This window comes from Pseudomonas farris (assembly GCF_019145235.1).
Taxonomy (GTDB): Bacteria; Pseudomonadota; Gammaproteobacteria; order Pseudomonadales; family Pseudomonadaceae; genus Aquipseudomonas; species Aquipseudomonas farris.
Window position 1 is genome coordinate 60,512 of record NZ_JAHSTV010000018.1, and the last position, 16,436, is coordinate 76,947.

The 16,436-nt window shown below is 59.2% G+C and carries 19 protein-coding genes; 5 read left to right on the forward strand and 14 right to left on the reverse strand.

Translation table 11 applies throughout. The features are described 5' to 3' along the window. Positions 1–27 precede the first annotated feature (27 nt). The 6 genes from KVG95_RS28185 to soxR form a co-directional block, all read right to left on the reverse strand. A complete protein-coding gene (locus KVG95_RS28185; RefSeq protein WP_217858740.1) occupies positions 28–603 on the reverse strand; it encodes a DUF6162 family protein in 576 nt (191 codons plus the stop codon). Between the two features lie 8 nt (positions 604–611). Next, positions 612–941, reverse strand: coding sequence for a hypothetical protein (locus tag KVG95_RS28190; RefSeq protein ID WP_217858742.1), 330 nt, complete (start codon positions 939–941; stop codon positions 612–614). After that, positions 938–1,480 carry a PA2404 family protein gene (locus tag KVG95_RS28195; protein ID WP_217858743.1) on the reverse strand — a complete coding sequence of 181 codons (543 nt, stop codon included), beginning with the start codon at positions 1,478–1,480 and terminating at the stop codon, positions 938–940. The genes KVG95_RS28190 and KVG95_RS28195 overlap by 4 nt, the downstream gene beginning before the upstream one ends. Continuing rightward, complete coding sequence (locus KVG95_RS28200; RefSeq protein WP_217858745.1) at positions 1,477–2,682, reverse strand: PepSY-associated TM helix domain-containing protein; 1,206 nt, start codon at positions 2,680–2,682, stop codon at positions 1,477–1,479. The genes KVG95_RS28195 and KVG95_RS28200 overlap by 4 nt, the downstream gene beginning before the upstream one ends. A 224-nt stretch (positions 2,683–2,906) precedes the next feature. Further along, positions 2,907–3,365 (reverse strand): VOC family protein, encoded by a 459-nt coding sequence (locus tag KVG95_RS28205; RefSeq protein ID WP_217858746.1) that lies wholly within the window; start codon positions 3,363–3,365, stop codon positions 2,907–2,909. 265 nt (positions 3,366–3,630) lie between these two features. Further along, on the reverse strand, positions 3,631–4,098 hold the full coding sequence (soxR, locus tag KVG95_RS28210) for a redox-sensitive transcriptional activator SoxR (protein ID WP_217858747.1): 468 nt from the start codon (positions 4,096–4,098) through the stop codon (positions 3,631–3,633). A gap of 94 nt (positions 4,099–4,192) precedes the next feature. Between soxR and KVG95_RS28215 the strand changes: the two genes are divergently transcribed. Further along, on the forward strand, positions 4,193–4,558 hold the full coding sequence (locus KVG95_RS28215) for an antibiotic biosynthesis monooxygenase (RefSeq protein WP_038982293.1): 366 nt from the start codon (positions 4,193–4,195) through the stop codon (positions 4,556–4,558). On the opposite strand, the gene KVG95_RS28220 is transcribed toward KVG95_RS28215, so the two are convergent. The 4 genes from KVG95_RS28220 to msuE form a co-directional block, all read right to left on the reverse strand. Then, positions 4,555–5,658, reverse strand: coding sequence for a sigma-54 interaction domain-containing protein (locus KVG95_RS28220; protein WP_217858749.1), 1,104 nt, complete (start codon positions 5,656–5,658; stop codon positions 4,555–4,557). The genes KVG95_RS28215 and KVG95_RS28220 overlap by 4 nt on opposite strands. A 24-nt stretch (positions 5,659–5,682) precedes the next feature. Then, positions 5,683–6,870, reverse strand: a complete 1,188-nt coding sequence (locus tag KVG95_RS28225; protein ID WP_217858750.1) for an acyl-CoA dehydrogenase family protein — start codon at positions 6,868–6,870, stop codon at positions 5,683–5,685. A 70-nt stretch (positions 6,871–6,940) separates the two neighbouring features. Then, the gene (gene ssuD / locus KVG95_RS28230; protein WP_217858751.1) at positions 6,941–8,086 is read right to left on the reverse strand and encodes an FMNH2-dependent alkanesulfonate monooxygenase; all 1,146 of its coding nucleotides are present in this window, start codon (positions 8,084–8,086) and stop codon (positions 6,941–6,943) included. Between the two features lie 10 nt (positions 8,087–8,096). Continuing rightward, a complete protein-coding gene (gene msuE, locus KVG95_RS28235; RefSeq protein ID WP_217858752.1) occupies positions 8,097–8,660 on the reverse strand; it encodes an FMN reductase in 564 nt (187 codons plus the stop codon). Positions 8,661–9,062: 402 nt separating this feature from the next. On the opposite strand from msuE, the gene KVG95_RS28240 reads away from it, so the two are divergent. The 4 genes from KVG95_RS28240 to KVG95_RS28255 all read left to right on the forward strand — a co-directional run bounded on the left by KVG95_RS28240 (position 9,063) and on the right by KVG95_RS28255 (position 13,284). Then, the gene (locus KVG95_RS28240) at positions 9,063–9,332 is read left to right on the forward strand and encodes a hypothetical protein (protein ID WP_008075566.1); all 270 of its coding nucleotides are present in this window, start codon (positions 9,063–9,065) and stop codon (positions 9,330–9,332) included. A 101-nt stretch (positions 9,333–9,433) separates the two neighbouring features. After that, positions 9,434–10,048, forward strand: coding sequence for a LysE family translocator (locus KVG95_RS28245; RefSeq protein ID WP_217858754.1), 615 nt, complete (start codon positions 9,434–9,436; stop codon positions 10,046–10,048). Positions 10,049–10,253: 205 nt separating this feature from the next. Further along, complete coding sequence (locus tag KVG95_RS28250) at positions 10,254–11,420, forward strand: cysteine desulfurase family protein (protein WP_217858756.1); 1,167 nt, start codon at positions 10,254–10,256, stop codon at positions 11,418–11,420. A gap of 55 nt (positions 11,421–11,475) precedes the next feature. Then, entirely contained in the window at positions 11,476–13,284 is a 1,809-nt protein-coding gene (locus KVG95_RS28255) for an aminopeptidase P family protein (RefSeq protein WP_052967892.1), read from the forward strand. A 58-nt stretch (positions 13,285–13,342) separates the two neighbouring features. Here the strand turns inward: KVG95_RS28255 and KVG95_RS28260 are convergent, their stop codons facing one another. The 4 genes from KVG95_RS28260 to rhtA all read right to left on the reverse strand — a co-directional run bounded on the left by KVG95_RS28260 (position 13,343) and on the right by rhtA (position 16,152). Continuing rightward, positions 13,343–13,939, reverse strand: coding sequence for a 2-hydroxychromene-2-carboxylate isomerase (locus KVG95_RS28260; RefSeq protein WP_217858757.1), 597 nt, complete (start codon positions 13,937–13,939; stop codon positions 13,343–13,345). 36 nt (positions 13,940–13,975) lie between these two features. After that, a complete protein-coding gene (locus KVG95_RS28265) occupies positions 13,976–14,716 on the reverse strand; it encodes an SDR family oxidoreductase (protein ID WP_217858758.1) in 741 nt (246 codons plus the stop codon). Between the two features lie 98 nt (positions 14,717–14,814). Further along, positions 14,815–15,096 carry a hypothetical protein gene (locus KVG95_RS28270; protein ID WP_123719017.1) on the reverse strand — a complete coding sequence of 94 codons (282 nt, stop codon included), beginning with the start codon at positions 15,094–15,096 and terminating at the stop codon, positions 14,815–14,817. Between the two features lie 168 nt (positions 15,097–15,264). Then, the gene (rhtA, locus tag KVG95_RS28275) at positions 15,265–16,152 is read right to left on the reverse strand and encodes a threonine/homoserine exporter RhtA (protein ID WP_052967896.1); all 888 of its coding nucleotides are present in this window, start codon (positions 16,150–16,152) and stop codon (positions 15,265–15,267) included. Between the last annotated feature and the right edge of the window lie 284 nt (positions 16,153–16,436).

The window sequence follows — 16,436 nt, forward strand, 5'->3', positions numbered from 1 at the left end:
GGTCTTCTCTCGGGTGAAGGCGAGGGTTCAATGCCGATGCTGGCGGGTGACGCCGGCATCGAATTGCGCGACGATCTGCTGCCAGCCGGCGCCGTTGAGCGCAGCGTCGGTGAGATCGTGCGGAGCGGGGAGGGCACTGCCGCGGTTGAGCCAGATGTCTGGCGCGGAGTCGTCTTCAGCGGTCAAACGCATCAAAAACGAGCCGGCGACGGTTGGGGTCTGGCTCTGGCCGAAGTACGCCTTGGCGTCCAGTAACTGCCAGGCATGGCCGCCGCGGCTGACAGAGCTGGCGTCCTGGGCAAACGGCGCAAAGCCTTCATCGGCGAGGGTGGCGGGTGTGGGCAGTGCTTGCTGTTCCTGACGCAACAGATGAATTTCATCCAGCGTGACCCGCAGGTCGGCGTAAATACCTTGCTCGGATGCGCTCAGATCACGGCGGGCATCCAGTTGATGGCTGCCAACGCTGCTCACTTCCTGAGCCTCGCCACGCCAGGCGACCACCGAGCCGGCAACCGCCAGGATCATCAGGCACAACAGCAACACATAGAGGGTTTCATGGCCGGCACCGGCCGGGCGAACAACTTGGGTGGTGGGCGACGTCATGCTCACGTTCAGGGCGCCTCGATGTCGGCTTGGTCGATCTCGACGACATGGCCGGGACCGGCGTCGAACAGCACGTAGAACTCGGCGCCAGGCTTCTTGAACGTCAGGGTCGAATCGGCGCCGAGCTTGCCCGGCACCAGAATGGTTTCGTCGTAGCCGATCACGTCAAGGGTCACTCCCGGTGCGCCGCTGCCGTCGGAAAAACCGCCGGTGCATTGAATTTGTTCGGCGTCGATGGCTTTGCATTCGCACATCGGGTTATGGGCCAGGGCGCTGGTGCTGAAGGCGGCGCAGAGCACCAGTAAAACGGCGTGCAGAGGGCGAAAAGCGTTGATCATGGTTTGCCTCCTTGTTTGTTCAGCCATGCGAGGGTGGCCGGGGATGCCTGGCTCAGGGGGATGGACGCTTGGTGCATGGCACCGTCCCAGCCTTCCATGGTGATCCACAGTTCGGCGTCGGTTTTGGTCTTTTCAGGCACCGGCACCCCGGCGCCCATGCGGTACGGTGTGCCGAAGAAAATCACCCCGGCGGCGCGCAAGCTGCGTGGTTTGCCAATGCGCAGGTAAGTTGCCTTGACCTGATCGCGACAGCTGTCGCAGAGCGCCGCGTTGAAGTACTTGATGGGGCCGGCCGGGCCGTCGGATACGGGGCCTTCGTTGCGAAATTCGGCCAGGCGCAAGCTCCAGGGGCCGACCTGAACTTCACCGATCTCCCGCTGACCCAGACCGGTGTCACCGCGAAACAGCGCCGCGTCGGCGAAGTACTTGGGCATGAATCCCAGTGGCACCATCAACAGCAGCACGTTGATGTGGAAGCGCCATGTGTGCCAGAAATGGCTTAGCGGCGAGCGCGGTTTTTCTGCTGTGACGTGGTTCATCGGCTGACCTCCGTGGCTTCGCGGTTCATGGCCGGCTGACTGGCCACCACCGTCCGTGGACGCTTATTGCTGCGCTTGAGGGCATTGGCCGTGGCCAGGGCGGTGCGTTTGGTCCAGATCAACAGGCCGCTGAGAACCATCATGCTCAGGATCAGGCCGAAGAAGAACCAGATCAGTTTGATCCAGATACCGCCGAAATCGCCGGTGTGCAGCGGTCGCATGGATTCGGTCACCAGCTCCAGACCCGAACGGTCTGACAGCAGGCGCGTGGCGGCGATGTCACCGGTATAAGGGTTGACCTCGGCGCTCTGGAATATCAATGGGTACCAACTGCGTCCGCTCACAGAAAGGTGGCTATAGGCATTGGCGGGCAGGCTGACAGAGCTGTCTTCCAGACCGGGAATGCGCTCCTTGGCCTCGTGGATCGCACGCTCCAGACTAATCATCGGTGCCGGTGCGCCATCGATGGTGAGCGGTACGCTCTCGCGCGCAACGACGGGGGCGACCGGTGCAGTGGAAATCGAAATCTGGTTATCGTACAGAGCCGCTTTGATCAGGAACCAGACACTGGTGATCGATATCACCGCGATGAACCAGATCGACCAGATACCGCTGAGTCGGTGAAAGTCGCCCCAGAAAATCCGCGCGCCATGACGAAAGCGCAGGGTCGGTCGCAAGAAGCCTTTCCAGAACCGTTTGTAGACCACCAGCCCGGTCACCAGCGAAGCCAGCATCGGCAGCCCGAGGAAAGACACCAGATACCAGCCCCAGCTGTAGCCGTTGGTGAATGGGACCAGCCACCAGCCATGCAGTGCACGGGTAAAGCCCTTGAAATTGAACTGCGGGGCAGTGCCCTGGATGACGCCACTGTAAGGATTGACGTAGACCGTTACCGAGCGTCCGTCCGGATAGCTGACTTCCACGTCCAGGGCGAAGTGCGACTCGTCAGGGCGGCTGATGCGCTCGACCAGCGTCTGTGGTTCGGCTTTTTTGATGGCGGCGATGATCTCGTCATAGCTGAGGAGCGGCGCATCGTCCGAAGGCGGACTGGCACGCATTTGCGGGTTGGCGAGCCAGACGATCTCCTGACTGACCACCGCCAGCGTGCCGGTCACACAGACGATCAATACAAAGAACCAGATGGGCAGCGCCAGCCAGCTATGGACCAGAAACCAGAGTTTTGAGCGGGATTTCTTCGACATGATTAAAGGTCTTGTTTCGATGAGAGGACCGCTGCTGTGAGCTTGCCAGCGTGCGGTCCGTGAAAAGTCCGGTCGTGGCTTTTGCCTACGCGACCGACTGCATCTAAATAAGACGTATGAGCATCCGAAATCCCGAAAGGGGATATGAAAGTAAATGTTTCGTGTTTCTGCCTTGGGTGGGAGCGGGCTTGCTCGCGAAGGGGCTCGAACATTCACTGAAAAACTCAACCCTGCTTAAACATCTCCTTCGCCCGCTGTTCAATCTGTTCCTGAGTCAGATCCTCTTTGTGCGTGGCCAGAAACCACAAATGCCCGTAGGGATCCTTCAAAGTCCCCGAACGGTCGCCATAAAACTGATCCTTGACCTCGGACACCTGCGTGGCACCGGCATCGATGGCCTGTTTAAAGGACTTGTCCACATCGTTCACATACAGATGCAGCCCCACGGACGACGACTTGTCCGGGTTGCTCAATGGGCCCTGGTCACATGGCGTGCCAAGCATGATCGGGCAGTCACCGATACGCAGTTCTGCGTGACCGATGCCGCCGTCGGGCATTGACAGGCGCATGACTTCGGTGGCGCCAAAGGCTTTCTTGTAGAAGTCGATGGCTTCGGCAGCTTTCTGAATGCCCAGATAAGGGGTGATGCTGTGATAACCCTCTGGAATAGGTTTTACGCTCATGACGGTTCTCCTTTTATTATGGGGTTAAGGTGTTCCTTCGCCGATTTCCGGTCGAATAACTATAGGTCAGCCCCTTTCCCGCAACCGAGTGCCCGACGAGCAGCAGTGCCACTGTTCAGCTATCAATCGTGCTTTTAAATCCTCATCGACTGACAGGACGCCTTCGCGAGCAAGCCCGCTCCCACAGGAAATCTCCACTGATTACAAAATTTGCATTCGACGCCGATCAAATGTGGGAGCGGGCTTGCTCGCGAAGGCCGCGCCGCTATTTCCGATCAACCCCCGACTCAAGCAGCTGCGCCCCCGGCCCTTGCTCACCCAGCACATCACCAAAGTTACGCAGCGGGCACGCCTCCATGGACAAACATCCACACCCGATGCACCCATTGAGCTTGTCCCGCAGCAGGGTCAGTTGATTGATCCGCTCATCCAGATCCCGACTCCACTGCGCCGACAACACTTTCCAGTCCGCCGCCGTCGGTGCACGGTTATCCGGCAGGGACTTCAGGGCCTCGCCAATCTCCGCCAGCGGAATCCCCAAACGCTGGGCCACTTTGATCAGCGCCACCCGGCGCAACACTTCCCGCGGATAACGCCGCTGGTTGCCCTGATTGCGATTGCTTTTGATCAGGCCTTTGGACTCATAAAAGTGCAGCGCCGTGATCGCCACACCACTGCGGGCGGCCACTTGGCCGACGGTCAGTTCTTTATGCAGGTTTTGCGAGGTGACCATTTAAAAAATGCCCCTTGACCTCTAGTTAGCTCGAGGTTTTACCCTGCAGGCCTTCGGATCGCAAGATCCGGCTTACAGTGAGTGGGGATTATTCATGCACGCGCCAGAGAAGAATCGCAGCTTCACCCAACTGATCGAATTCGAGATCGAGCCCCGTCAGCAAGCCGCGCTGGTGTCGGCACTGTCGGCACACACCGAGCGTCTGGCCCAGGGCTACCCAGGTTTTTTGAGTGCCAACATCCAGGCCAGCGACGATGGCCGACGGGTGCTCAATTACCTGCAATGGCAATCCCGTGAAGCCGGAGAAGCTGCCTTTCAGAGCTTCGAAAGCGGTGAGCAGGATTTCTGGCAGCTGATTCGCGCCCATCGGGCGAAAACCGTGACCTTCGGCTCATTTCAGGTGCTGCATAGCCTGGCGCTTAGTCACGACAACGCATTGCACTGCACGCTGATCGGTTAGATCGACAACTGCATCAAGCGTTCTCCCTGCAGGTTCTCTGTAGGTCGGCGTTTATTCACCGCCAGTTCGCCGATCTTGATCAGCCGGGTGCGGGTTACGTTGCGGCTCAGCCCCAGCAGGGCAGCGGTGTGCACCTGGTTGTAGTGGCTGAAGCGATAGGCTGCCCGCAACAACGAATCTTCGACTTTCTCGTGCAGCGCGCCGGCCTGTTCCTCGAAGAGCTTTTGAAAGGCTCGATCGAGCAAGGCTTCCGGTGAGTCGTCGACGTTGACGTGGTGGTCGTCCTGACGCTCGATGCGCATGTTCGACAGCCGCAAGTCATCGCGCTCGATCACACCATTTCGGCAGATCAACAGCGTGTGGTGAATGACGTTTTCCAGTTCACGGATGTTGCCCGGCCAACTGTAACTGCGCAGTTTGTGTTCTGCCTCCTTGCTGATGGTGACGCTGCCGTAACCCAAACGGTGGCTGTAGGCTTCGACGAAATGCCGGGTCAGCGGCAGGATGTCGCCGGGGCGTTCACGCAACGGACTCAGTTCCAGGCTGACCACGTCGAGGCGGTAATACAGGTCCTCGCGAAAGTGCCCGGCATTGATGGCTTTTTCCAGTTGCACGTTGGTCGCTGCCAGCACGCGCACATCGATGGGAATGCTCTTGCGCGAACCCAGGCGCACCACTTCGCGCTCCTGCAACACCCGCAGCAATTTCACCTGAATCGCCATTGGCAAATCGCCGATTTCGTCAAGGAACAAGGTGCCGCCATCGGCCTCTTCGAACCAGCCGGCCTTGGCACTCAGCGCGCCGGTGAAAGCGCCTTTTTCATGGCCGAACAGCTCGGCCTCCACCAGCGATTCGGAGAATGCACCGCAGTTCACCGCCACGAACGGCCGGTTGCGCCGGGCGCTGAGGTTGTGGATGTGCCGCGCCACCAGCTCCTTGCCGGTGCCGGTTTCGCCGATGATCAGCACGCTGGCTTCACTCGGCGCGACCTGCTGCAAGTGCGCCAGCAGGGCTTGGGATTTCGGGTCTTCGAACACCTGTGCCGTGGCGCGAATCGAGGTGGCCAACGCGGGCGAGGGCGGTAAGGTCAGCAGTTGCATGGGGCAGGCTCCATGAGTGGAAGGCTATGAATAGAAGGTCGGGATTGGCAGGGACTGGTTCAGCGCCCAGTCACCCAGTTCATGGAGTTTGTAATCCACCGGATCGTGCAGGGTTTGCGTGCGCAAGTTGCGCCAGTGGCGATCCAGACGCAGTGAGGCGTGAGTCGAACGGGCACCGGTTACTTCGAATAAACGGCTGCACAGCTCCAGACCATTGCGCGTCGCTGCGACCTTGGCGGTGGCGATGGCGGTGGCCAGATGTCCGCGTTCCTCGGCGCTCAGAGTCGGCCCTTTGGCCCAGGCGTTGTCGAGCAGCTCGGCGGCGCGTTGCACCAGCAATCGAACACCTTCCAGTGCCACCCAGAATTCGCCGTAATGGCCAAGCACGTAAGGATCCTGCCGCACATCCAGCGCACTGGATTTATGCCATGGACGGGTTTCGGTGAGGGTGTATTGCCGCGCCTCTTCGAAAGCCCCTTCGGCAATGCCGAGGAACATGTGGGTGAACGTCAGCTGGGCGATCAAGGGGCGCAGGCAGGCGAACGGTGTGCTCAACGGGCCGGGGTCGAGTAGCAGCTCCGACTCTTCGACCCGCACCCGTTCAAACGTGGCGCTGCCGCTGTCGGTCTGGCGCTGACCCATGCTGTTCCAGTCGTTGTGCAGCGTGATGCCGCTGCGCCCGCTGGGAATCGCAGCGATCAACAGCTTGCCGCCGGCACTTTCATCGACGGCCGAGGCGATCAGCATTTGCGAGTCGCTGGCACCGGAGCAGAAACTTTTTTTGCCGGAAAACTCGCGCCAACTACCGAGGTTTTTCACCATGGTGCGGGTGTCCAACGGGTTGAGGGCGTTGCCCCAGAACCAGTTCTTGCGAGCGGTTTGTTCAAACCACGGTTGCCATTGTTCGGGCTGGGAGAACAGGCGCACGGTGGCGAGCATCAGGTGATGAAAGCCGAAGACGTGAGCGATCGAACTGTCGACCTTGGCGAACTCGCGCACGATGTTCAGGGTTTCACTCCAGCTGGCGCCGAGGCCGCCGTACTGGACGGGAATACTTAAAGCGAGCAGGCCGCTGTGGCGCAAGGCATCACGTTCGGTTTTCGGCGTACCACCGCGTTCATCGCGCTCGACAGCGGTCAGGGCAAACTCGGCGGCCAGCTGGCGGGCGGTCTGCAAGGGGGCCAACAGGGCGCTTAGCGGCTTGGCAGTCACGCGGGGTTCCTTCTTTCTGGCGACTGATCGTTCCCACGCAGAGCATGGGAACGATCAGTAGGGTAGGTTTTCAGGCCCTGGCTTTGGCCGGCAGCACATCATTGGCAATCATTTCGCCAAACGGCCCGGTGAGGTTGGTGACGCCACGTCCGGCCAGGCTGGCATACGGCTCGGGCAGCAGCGGGAACACCAATTCGGCAAAGCGATAAGCCTCTTCGAGATGCGGGTAGCCGGAGAAGATGAAACTCTCGATCCCCAAGTCCGCGTACTCCTTGATCCGAGCGGCGACTTGCTGTGGATCACCCACCAGCGCAGTCCCTGCTCCGCCGCGCACCAGACCGACGCCGGCCCAGAGATTGGGGGAGATTTCCAGGTTGTCGCGGCGTCCATCATGCAGCGCGGCCATGCGTCGTTGGCCTTCGGAGTCAAATCGCGAGAACGACTTTTGCGCGGCAGCAATGGTCTCGTCGCTGATGTGCTCGATGAGTTTGTCCGCCGCTTTCCAGGCTTCTTCGGCCGTCTCGCGCACGATCACATGCAGGCGAATCCCAAACCTCACCGTACGACCGTTTCGCGCCGCGCGCTCTCGAACATCGGCGAGTTTTTCAGCCACGGCGGCAGGCGGTTCGCCCCACGTCAGGTAAACGTCGACCTGCTCGGCAGCCAGGTCATGAGCGGCCTCGGACGAGCCACCGAAATACAGTGGCGGATAAGGTTTCTGCACCGGTGGATACAGCGCTTTGGCGTTCTGCACTCGCAGGTGTTTGCCTTCAAAATCCACCGATTCGCCTTGCAGCACGCGGCGCCAGATCTTCAGGAATTCGTCGGTGACTTCGTAGCGTTCGCTGTGATCGAGAAAACTGCCGTCGCCACGGTTTTCATCCGGGTCGCCGCCGGTTACCACATTGATCAGCAAGCGGCCGCCAGACAGTCGATCCAACGTCGCGGCCATCCGTGCCGAGACTGTCGGCGAAATAATCCCCGGACGAATCGCGACCAGATACCGCAGGCGTTCGGTCAGCGGCACCAGGGCCGAGGCAATCACCCACGAATCCTCGCAGGAACGCCCGGTAGGAATCAGCACGCCGTGGTAACCGAGACTGTCGGCAGCCTGGGCCACTTGTTTCAAATAGTTGAGGGTCACCGGGCGGGCGCCCTGAGTGGTGCCCAGGTAATGGCCGTCGCCGTGGGTCGGCAGAAACCAGAAAACATCCATGAAGAGATCCTTAAGCGATTTTCAGCAGATTTTTGGGGTGCACGCCGAACAACGGCGCCGCGCGTTCTGCAGCAAGACGAATGCGGGCCTTCAAGGGCTCACTGGTTATTTGATAATTGGAGAAGTCGACTTCGGTGGCATAGACGCCAATCGGCAAGGTCAAGGCCTGGAAGAAACTGAACAGCGGCCGCAACTGATGATCGAGCACCAGCGCGTGACGTTCGCTGCCACCGGTGGCCGCCAGCAGCACCGGCGTGTCGATCAGCGCGTTGAGGTCGATCAGGTCGAACAGGTGCTTGAGCAGGCCCGGGTAGGAGCCGCGATAAACCGGCGCGGCGACGATCAGCAAATCGGCGCTTTCGATCGCTTGCAGCTCGGCTTCGATGTCGGCGCTCAGTTCCTGACGCGACAGCGCGGCGCCTAGTGGTCGAGCGATATCGCCCAGTTCGATCAGCTTGCTTTCGATTGGCAACTGCTCGGCCAGTTCGGCCAACAGCGCCTGGGTCAACACCAAAGTGCGAGACGGACGCCAGGTACCGCCGGAGAGGGCAACGACTTTCAATGGACGCGACATGATCAGTTCCTTTTTTAAACAGTTGCTCAGCGAGCAGTGGTGAGTCACCGGAGTTGAGCAAGAGCTGTACCAATCCTTGGGAACCCCGTTTTCCGTGGCTTTCAGCGCGGTTGTTGGCAGGCGCTGTTCGATTTGACCGGGTGTTTGTTGATTGGCTGTTGCCAGGCAAACAGTTGCGTGGGCAACAGTGCGGGAGGCGATGGAGTTGTTTATAAAGGCTCTCTGTTATTCCGTAAAAGACCTTAAATTAATATTTATAGATCGTTTGGAGATATGAGGTCGACAATCGGAGCCGCGTTTATCAAAGTCGATAGCGACTATCGAGAGCGTTGATTTCTACCCTTCGAGCGGCACGAGTAGCCTGTGTTCATTGCCCCAAACACAGATCACCGGACGCCCGAAATGAAATCTCTACTTGCCACTTTCTTGTTGCTCGCCATCTCCGTTCTCGCCGGATGTGCCAGCCATGTTTCACCGGAATTGCGGCCCTACACCGCTGAAGAAACCCGGGAACTGGCGCTGGAGGCCCTGAATCGTCGTGGCTTGTCCTTCGACGAGTACCATGCGAAGAAAGCCGAATTGCTCGGCCAGCCGGCAAAATCGTTCAGTTTCGACAAACAAGGTGAGATGAACGCCGAACGCGCAGTACAGCTGCACGGCCGCCAAAGCTGAGCGACAACTGTACTGCTCGAACTTTCACGCAACTGTCCATGGGTTTCCCTCAAGGCGTGCGATAGGGTCAATACCTGACTGACCCTGATGGACTGCCACCCATGACACTCTCGCTCGACCTGCTGCTGGGCTTTGCCCTGTTTGCCCTTGTCACCTCGATCACCCCCGGTCCGAACAACACCATGTTGCTGGCCTCGGGCGTGAATTTCGGCTTTCAGCGCACCATTCCCCACATGCTGGGCATCACTTGTGGCTTCTTCGTCCTGGTGGTCGCCGTCGGTTTCGGCCTGGGCACGGTGTTTCAAACCTATCCATTGCTTTACACCGTGTTGCGCTATGTCGGCGCGGCGTATTTGCTGTACCTGGCGTGGAAGATTGCTCATTCCGGGCCGGTAGCCGAGGGTGAACAGGGCGAGGGCAGGCCGATCAGTTATTTGGGTGCGGCAGCGTTTCAATGGGTCAACCCCAAGGCCTGGATCATGGCCATCGGAGCCATCAGCACCTACACGCCGATGCAGGGCTATTTCACCAATGTGATTGTGATTGCCGCGGTCTTCGCCTTGATCAACCTGCCAAGCGTCGGGGTGTGGGCCGGTTGCGGCACGCTGTTGCGCAATGTGCTACGCGATCGCCGCTGGTTGCGGCTGTTCAACTGGGGTATGGCCTTGTTGTTGGTGGCTTCGATGTATCCGTTATTGCTCGAAAGTTTTAGCTGACGCATTGCTTCATCCGGTGGCCCGATGCCTGTTAAGCTCGACTTCAGGAGCGTTCCTACGCACTTTTAAATGAAGTTGTTCTTCTTTAATGGCCTCCGATCAGGTATTGCTGTCGTTCTGAAAATTCGGCGTCGCTCATGAGGCGGCGCTTTGAAACTTCCAGTGACGAGCTTCCTGATCCCGGAACACGCTCTGCGAGTCTTTTATGAATAAACGTCCGTTGTATTTCGACTACGCCGCCACCACGCCGGTGGATGAGCGGGTCATCAAGGTCATGGTCGAGTGTCTGGGTTTCACAGGTAACTTCGGCAATCCAGCGTCCAGTTCCCACGCCTTCGGCCAACAGGCCCGGCAATCGGTTGAGCAAGCACGGCGCCAGGTCGCCGAATTGGTGGGCGCCCAGGCGGAGCAGATCGTCTGGACCTCCGGCGCCACCGAATCCAACAACCTTGCCCTCAAGGGCGTGGCCCAGGCCCGCGGTGTGTCCGGCGGGCACATCATCACCAGCCAGATCGAACACAAAGCGATTCTCGACACTGCAAAACAATTGCAGGACGCGGGCGTAGCCGTGACGTATCTGGTGCCCGATGCCGAAGGTCTGATTACCCCACAAGCGGTCAGCGAAGCGATGCGTGAGGACACCTTTTTGGTGTCGTTGATGCTGGTCAATAACGAACTGGGCACCATCAACGACATCCCGGCCATCGGCCAGGTGGTGCGTGATCGCGATGCGTTATTTCACGTTGATGCGGCTCAGGGCACGGGCAAAGTGCTGATCGATCTGGCCCGGTGGCCGGTGGATTTGATGTCGTTCTCGGCGCACAAGGTCTACGGTCCCAAAGGCATCGGCGCGCTGTATGTCGGTCCTCGTGCGCAGCAGCGTCTGCAGGCGCAGATCCACGGCGGCGGTCACGAGGGCGGGTTGCGTTCCGGCACGCTGGCGACGCACCAGATTGTCGCAATGGGGGCAGCCTTCGCGTTGGCAGCCACCTCGTTCGATGAAGAAAAAGCCACCATCGCGCGTCTGCGTGAACGCTTGCTCGAGCCGCTGCTGAGCATTCCCGGCGTGCGCCTCAATGGCAGCCCGACCCAGCGCATTCCCCATACCCTGAGCCTGACTTTCAACGAAGGCGAGTTCAGTTCCGCAGCGTTGAGCGCCTCGATCGCGTTTTCCGCGACCTCGGCCTGTAATTCCGCCAGCAATGCGCCGTCCCATGTGCTGCTGGCCCTGGGGCATGACGCACGCTCGGCCAGTCGCACCATTCGCTTGAGCCTGGGGCGTTTCACCACCGAACAGGATATCGATCAAGCGGTACACCTGATTAAAGCAACTTGCGCCAGTGCTCCGGCATTCTGGGCGACAGGTCCTTAAGCGCCGACTCCGATCGGCACCGAATAATAATGATGAGTGGTTAGCAGGAGACACGATGAGTACACAGCCTTTGACCAATGGATTGGTACCCCAGCGCCTGGCGCAAACCCGCGAGCTGATGAGCCGGGAGGGCATTCATGCTCTACTGGTGCCGTCGGCCGACCCGCACCTGTCGGAATACCTGCCGGGCTATTGGCAGGGACGGCAGTGGCTGTCAGGTTTTCATGGCTCGGTGGGCACGCTGATCGTCACGCCGGATTTTGCCGGTGTCTGGGCCGACAGCCGCTATTGGGAACAAGCGAGCAAGGAGCTCAAGGGCAGCGGCATCGAACTGGTCAAGCTGCAACCGGGTCAACCTGGCCCGCTCGATTGGCTGGCCGAGCAAACCCCTGAAGGCGGTGTCGTTGCAGTCGATGGCGCGGTGATGGCCGTGGCCTCCGCGCGTACTTTGAGCAGCAAACTCGAAGAACGCGGCGCACGTCTGCGCACCGACATCGATCTGCTGAGTGAAGTCTGGAGTGACCGTCCGAGTCTGCCGAACGAGCCGATCTACCAACACTTGCCGCCTCAGGCGACGGTCAGCCGTGGCGAAAAACTCGCCAAACTGCGTGAGGTGCTGAAAGAGCGCGGTGCCGACTGGCACTTCATCGCCACCCTCGATGACATCGCCTGGCTGTTCAACCTGCGTGGCGGCGATGTGTCATTCAATCCGGTGTTCGTGTCTTTCGCCCTGATCAGTCAGCAGCAGGCCACCTTGTTCGTCGCCCTGAGTAAAGTGAGCGCCGAGCTGCGCGCCATTCTCGAACAGGACGGCGTGACCCTGCGCGATTACAGCGAAGTAACCGCCGCCTTGCGCGCCGTGCCGAGCGGTGCGAGCCTGCAAATCGATCCGGCGCGGGTCACGGCCGGCCTGCTGGATAACCTGGACAGCGGCGTGAAACTGCTCGAAGGCCTGAACCCGACCACTCTGGCCAAGTCGCAGAAAAGCCTGGCCGATGCCGAGCACATTCGTCGGGCCATGGAGCAGGATGGCGCGGCACTCTGCGAATTCTTCGCCTGGCTGGAAGTGGCCTTGGGGCGTGAGCGCATCACCGAACTGACCATCGACGAACACCTGACCGCGGCGCGTACCCGGCGTCCGGATTATGTGTCGCTGAGCTTCAACACCATTGCCGCGTTTAACGCCAACGGTGCGATGCCGCATTACCACGCCACCGAAGAAGAACACGCGGTGATCGAGGGTGACGGCCTGTTGCTGATCGACTCCGGCGGTCAATACCTGGGCGGTACCACCGACATCACCCGAATGGTGCCGGTGGGTACGCCGACCGACGAGCAGAAGCGCGATTGCACCCGAGTGCTCAAAGGCGTGATTGCACTCTCCCGTGCACAGTTCCCACGAGGCATTCTGTCACCATTGCTGGACGCTATTGCCCGCGCACCGATCTGGGCGGAAAGCGTCGACTACGGCCATGGCACCGGTCACGGCGTCGGCTATTTCCTCAATGTTCACGAAGGCCCGCAAGTCATCGCCTATCAGGCCGCGGCGGCTCCGCAAACCGCGATGCAGCCGGGCATGATCACGTCTATCGAACCGGGCACTTACCGTCCGGGGCGCTGGGGTGTGCGGATCGAGAACCTGGTATTGAATCGTGAAGCAGGCAAGAGCGAATTCGGTGAGTTCCTGAAATTCGAAACCCTGACCCTGTGCCCGATCGACACTCGTTGCCTGGAACCGTCGCTGCTGACCGAAGATGAGAAGCAGTGGTTCAACGGCTATCACGCCGAGGTGCGTGAACGCTTGAGCCCGTTGCTCGACGGTGCGGCCCTCGAATGGTTGAACACCCGAACCGCGGCTATTTGAGCGGTTTGAGTCCAGGCGCTGTTTCCAGCGCCTGGCTCAGGTCATAGGCAGGCGCTGGTTATTGCGCACGCAGGGCTTCAAGGACGAAGTCCAGCCGATCCTGGCCGAAGAACAGCTGATCACCGACAAACATGCTCGGTGCACCGAATACACCGCGTTGCACCGCTTCTTCGGTGTTTTCCTTGAGGGCGGCTTTGACAGCCTCATCGGCGGTCAGCGCCAGCACGTCATTCGGATCAAAACCGTTTTGCGTCAGCACGGCGGCAACGGTCGCTGGATCATCGAGGCTGCATCCTTCAACCCAAAGGGCGTGAAACAGGCCATCGATAAACGCCTGAAAGCGTTCGGGGTGACGCAGTTGCATACCTGTGACAGCGCGCATCAGCATCAGGGTATTGATCGGGAAGTTCGGGTTGAACTTCAGCGGTACGCCATAGCGTTTGGCATAGCGGTCCAGGTCCTGAAACATATAGCGACCCTTGGCCGGTACGGTGATGGGGGAAGCATTGCCGGTAGCTTTGAAGACGCCACCCAGCAGCATCGGTCTGTAGATCAGCTGACTATCGGTCTGTTTGCAGATATTCGGCAACTGGGTATAGGCCAGATAGGTTGCGGGGCTGCCGAGGTCGAAAAAGAACTCCACGGTTTTGCTCATGGTCGATGTGCTCTTCTTATTGTTGTAGGGGAGGGCTTACCAGCGTTCGTTCCAGGGGCGCAGATCCAGCTCGAAGGTCCAGGCGTCCCGTGGCTGGCTGTGCAGGTACCAATAGTTGTCGGCGATGTGCTCGGGATTGAGGATGCCGTCCTGATCCTTGGTCGCGTATTTTTCCGGAAAATTGTCGCGGATAAAATCGGTGTCGATGGCGCCATCCACAACGACGTGGGCGACATGGATGTTCATCGGTCCCAGTTCGCGGGCCATGCTTTGCGCCAAGGCGCGAATCCCGTGCTTGGCCCCGGCGAAGGCGGCGAAACCCGCGGCACCGCGCAGACCAGCAGTGGCGCCAGTGAACAGGATCGTGCCCCGTTGGCGGGTGACCATGCGCTTGGCCACTTCACGGGCGTTGAGAAACCCTGAGAAGCAGGCCATTTCCCAAATCTTGAAATATTTGCGGGCGGTTTCTTCGAGGATGCTGCACGGCACATTGGCGCCGATATTGAAGATGAACGCTTCGATGGGACCGATCTCAGTTTCGATCTGCTCGATGAGCGCTATCACATCCTCTTCATTACGCGCATCGCAGGCAAAACCGTGAGCCTCGCCGCCACTGGCTGTGATGGACTCTACCAGTGGCTGGAGCTTGTCTGCGCTGCGACGTGTGACGCAGGCGACATAGCCTTCACGGGCAAAACGTTTGGCGATGGCGCCGCCGGTGGCATCGCCTGCGCCGACGACCAATACGATTTTCTTGTTATTGATAGCGGTGGTCATGGATATCGCCCTTTGCTGAACGGTCATTGACTGATGAACGTTAGCAGCATCGGAGCGAAGCGCCTATCGGACTACGCAAGCCCGATAGAAGGGGAGGGTTACTTGCAGATGACGATCATGCTGCGGCTGGTATAGCCGGCAGGGTTGAGGCCGAACGGATAGTCACCGGGCTCTTCCACAGCATCCCCTGACTTGGCGATGACCTTGTATCCCTTGGGCGCACACGAATTGGCGGCGCTGGTGTAGCACTTGTCCCACGAGGACGAAAGCCCCGAACAGTTGATATGCAGTCCTCTCTTGCCGTGTTTCATCTGGGGTTTCGAGGTCGCAGCGCAGCCCGCAATTGCAAGTACGGCGATCAGTATCAAAATTCGTTTCATTGCTGTCCTTAATAGCGGCCCCGGATCTGTGCCTGGGTCTGCCTGCATTCGCTTTTGCTTGAAGCGTTCTGATATCCCTATCTGAAAAAATCCATGTCTGACACTGAGTTACGTAGCCTAAACATGGCCTAATTGAGCGGTAAATACCATACCTTCGTCAATCTTGTTTCAATCCGCTGCGATCACAGGCTTGGCGGTACTCCCCATGGTCATGGTCGCGCCGACGGAAGCCAGAATGATGCACAGGATAGCCATCCACTGTGACAGGGAAAGGTATTCCTGGAGGAACAACAGGCCGGACAGCGCGCCGATCGCAGGTTCTATGCTCATCAACGTACCAAAGGTCCGGGTTGGGATCCGTGTGAGAGCGACCATCTCCAGGGTATAGGGCAGGGCGGTGGACAGAATGGCGACCCCGATGGCCACGGGAATCAACGACGGTGTCAGTAACGCGGCGCCAGCGTGGACAATGCCGATGGGCGCTACGAACAGGGCGGCAATCATCACGCCCAATGCTGCGGTCTGCACCCCATTATCAGCACCGGCCTTCTGACCGAACAGAATGTATAGCGCCCAGCAGACACCAGCACCCAGGGCATAACCTGCGCCGACCAGATCGATGCCCGCGCTCGTGGCGCCTATTGGAATCAATAGCAGTAAACCCAAGGCTGCCAGAGCGATCCACAGAAAATCGATCGCTCGACGTGAGGCATAAATAGCGACAGCCAATGGGCCAGTGAACTCCAGGGCTACAGCGATACCCAGAGGGACAGTGCGCAAGGACATATAGAAGAGGAAGTTCATGCCGCCTAACGCCATCCCGTAGACGATAACGGTGCGCAGGGATTTCGCGGTGAGCTTCGCTCGCCATGGGCGCAACAGCAGCAGCATGATCACACTGGCAAAGATCAGTCGCAGGGTGGTCGTTCCTTGAGCACCAACAACCGGGAACATGCTTTTGGCCAGGGAAGCTCCGGACTGGATCGATGCCATGGCTATCAAGAGCAGGCCAACCGAGAACAGAGTCGAGGCAAGGCTGCGGGGGTGGTCATTCATTGCGTGGCATCGTCCAAAGTAGCAAGCGAGAGTATTTTTTTATGTGTTGGGCAATATACTGCGCATTCGTTGCGGGCGCGTCTATATATAAGCAGGGATTTTGAGCATCCTGATAGAAAAACCAAATCAGGGGTTGACGGCAGATTCTGGACGTCTATAATTCGCCCCACTTCCGGCGCAGTCGAAACGGAAAACTCCTTGGTAAACAGAGAGTTACGCAGTTTTTCGACAGCGGTTACGCTTCAGTTCATCGAAGCCAGAAGGAGTTGGTAAGGCAGTGTGTT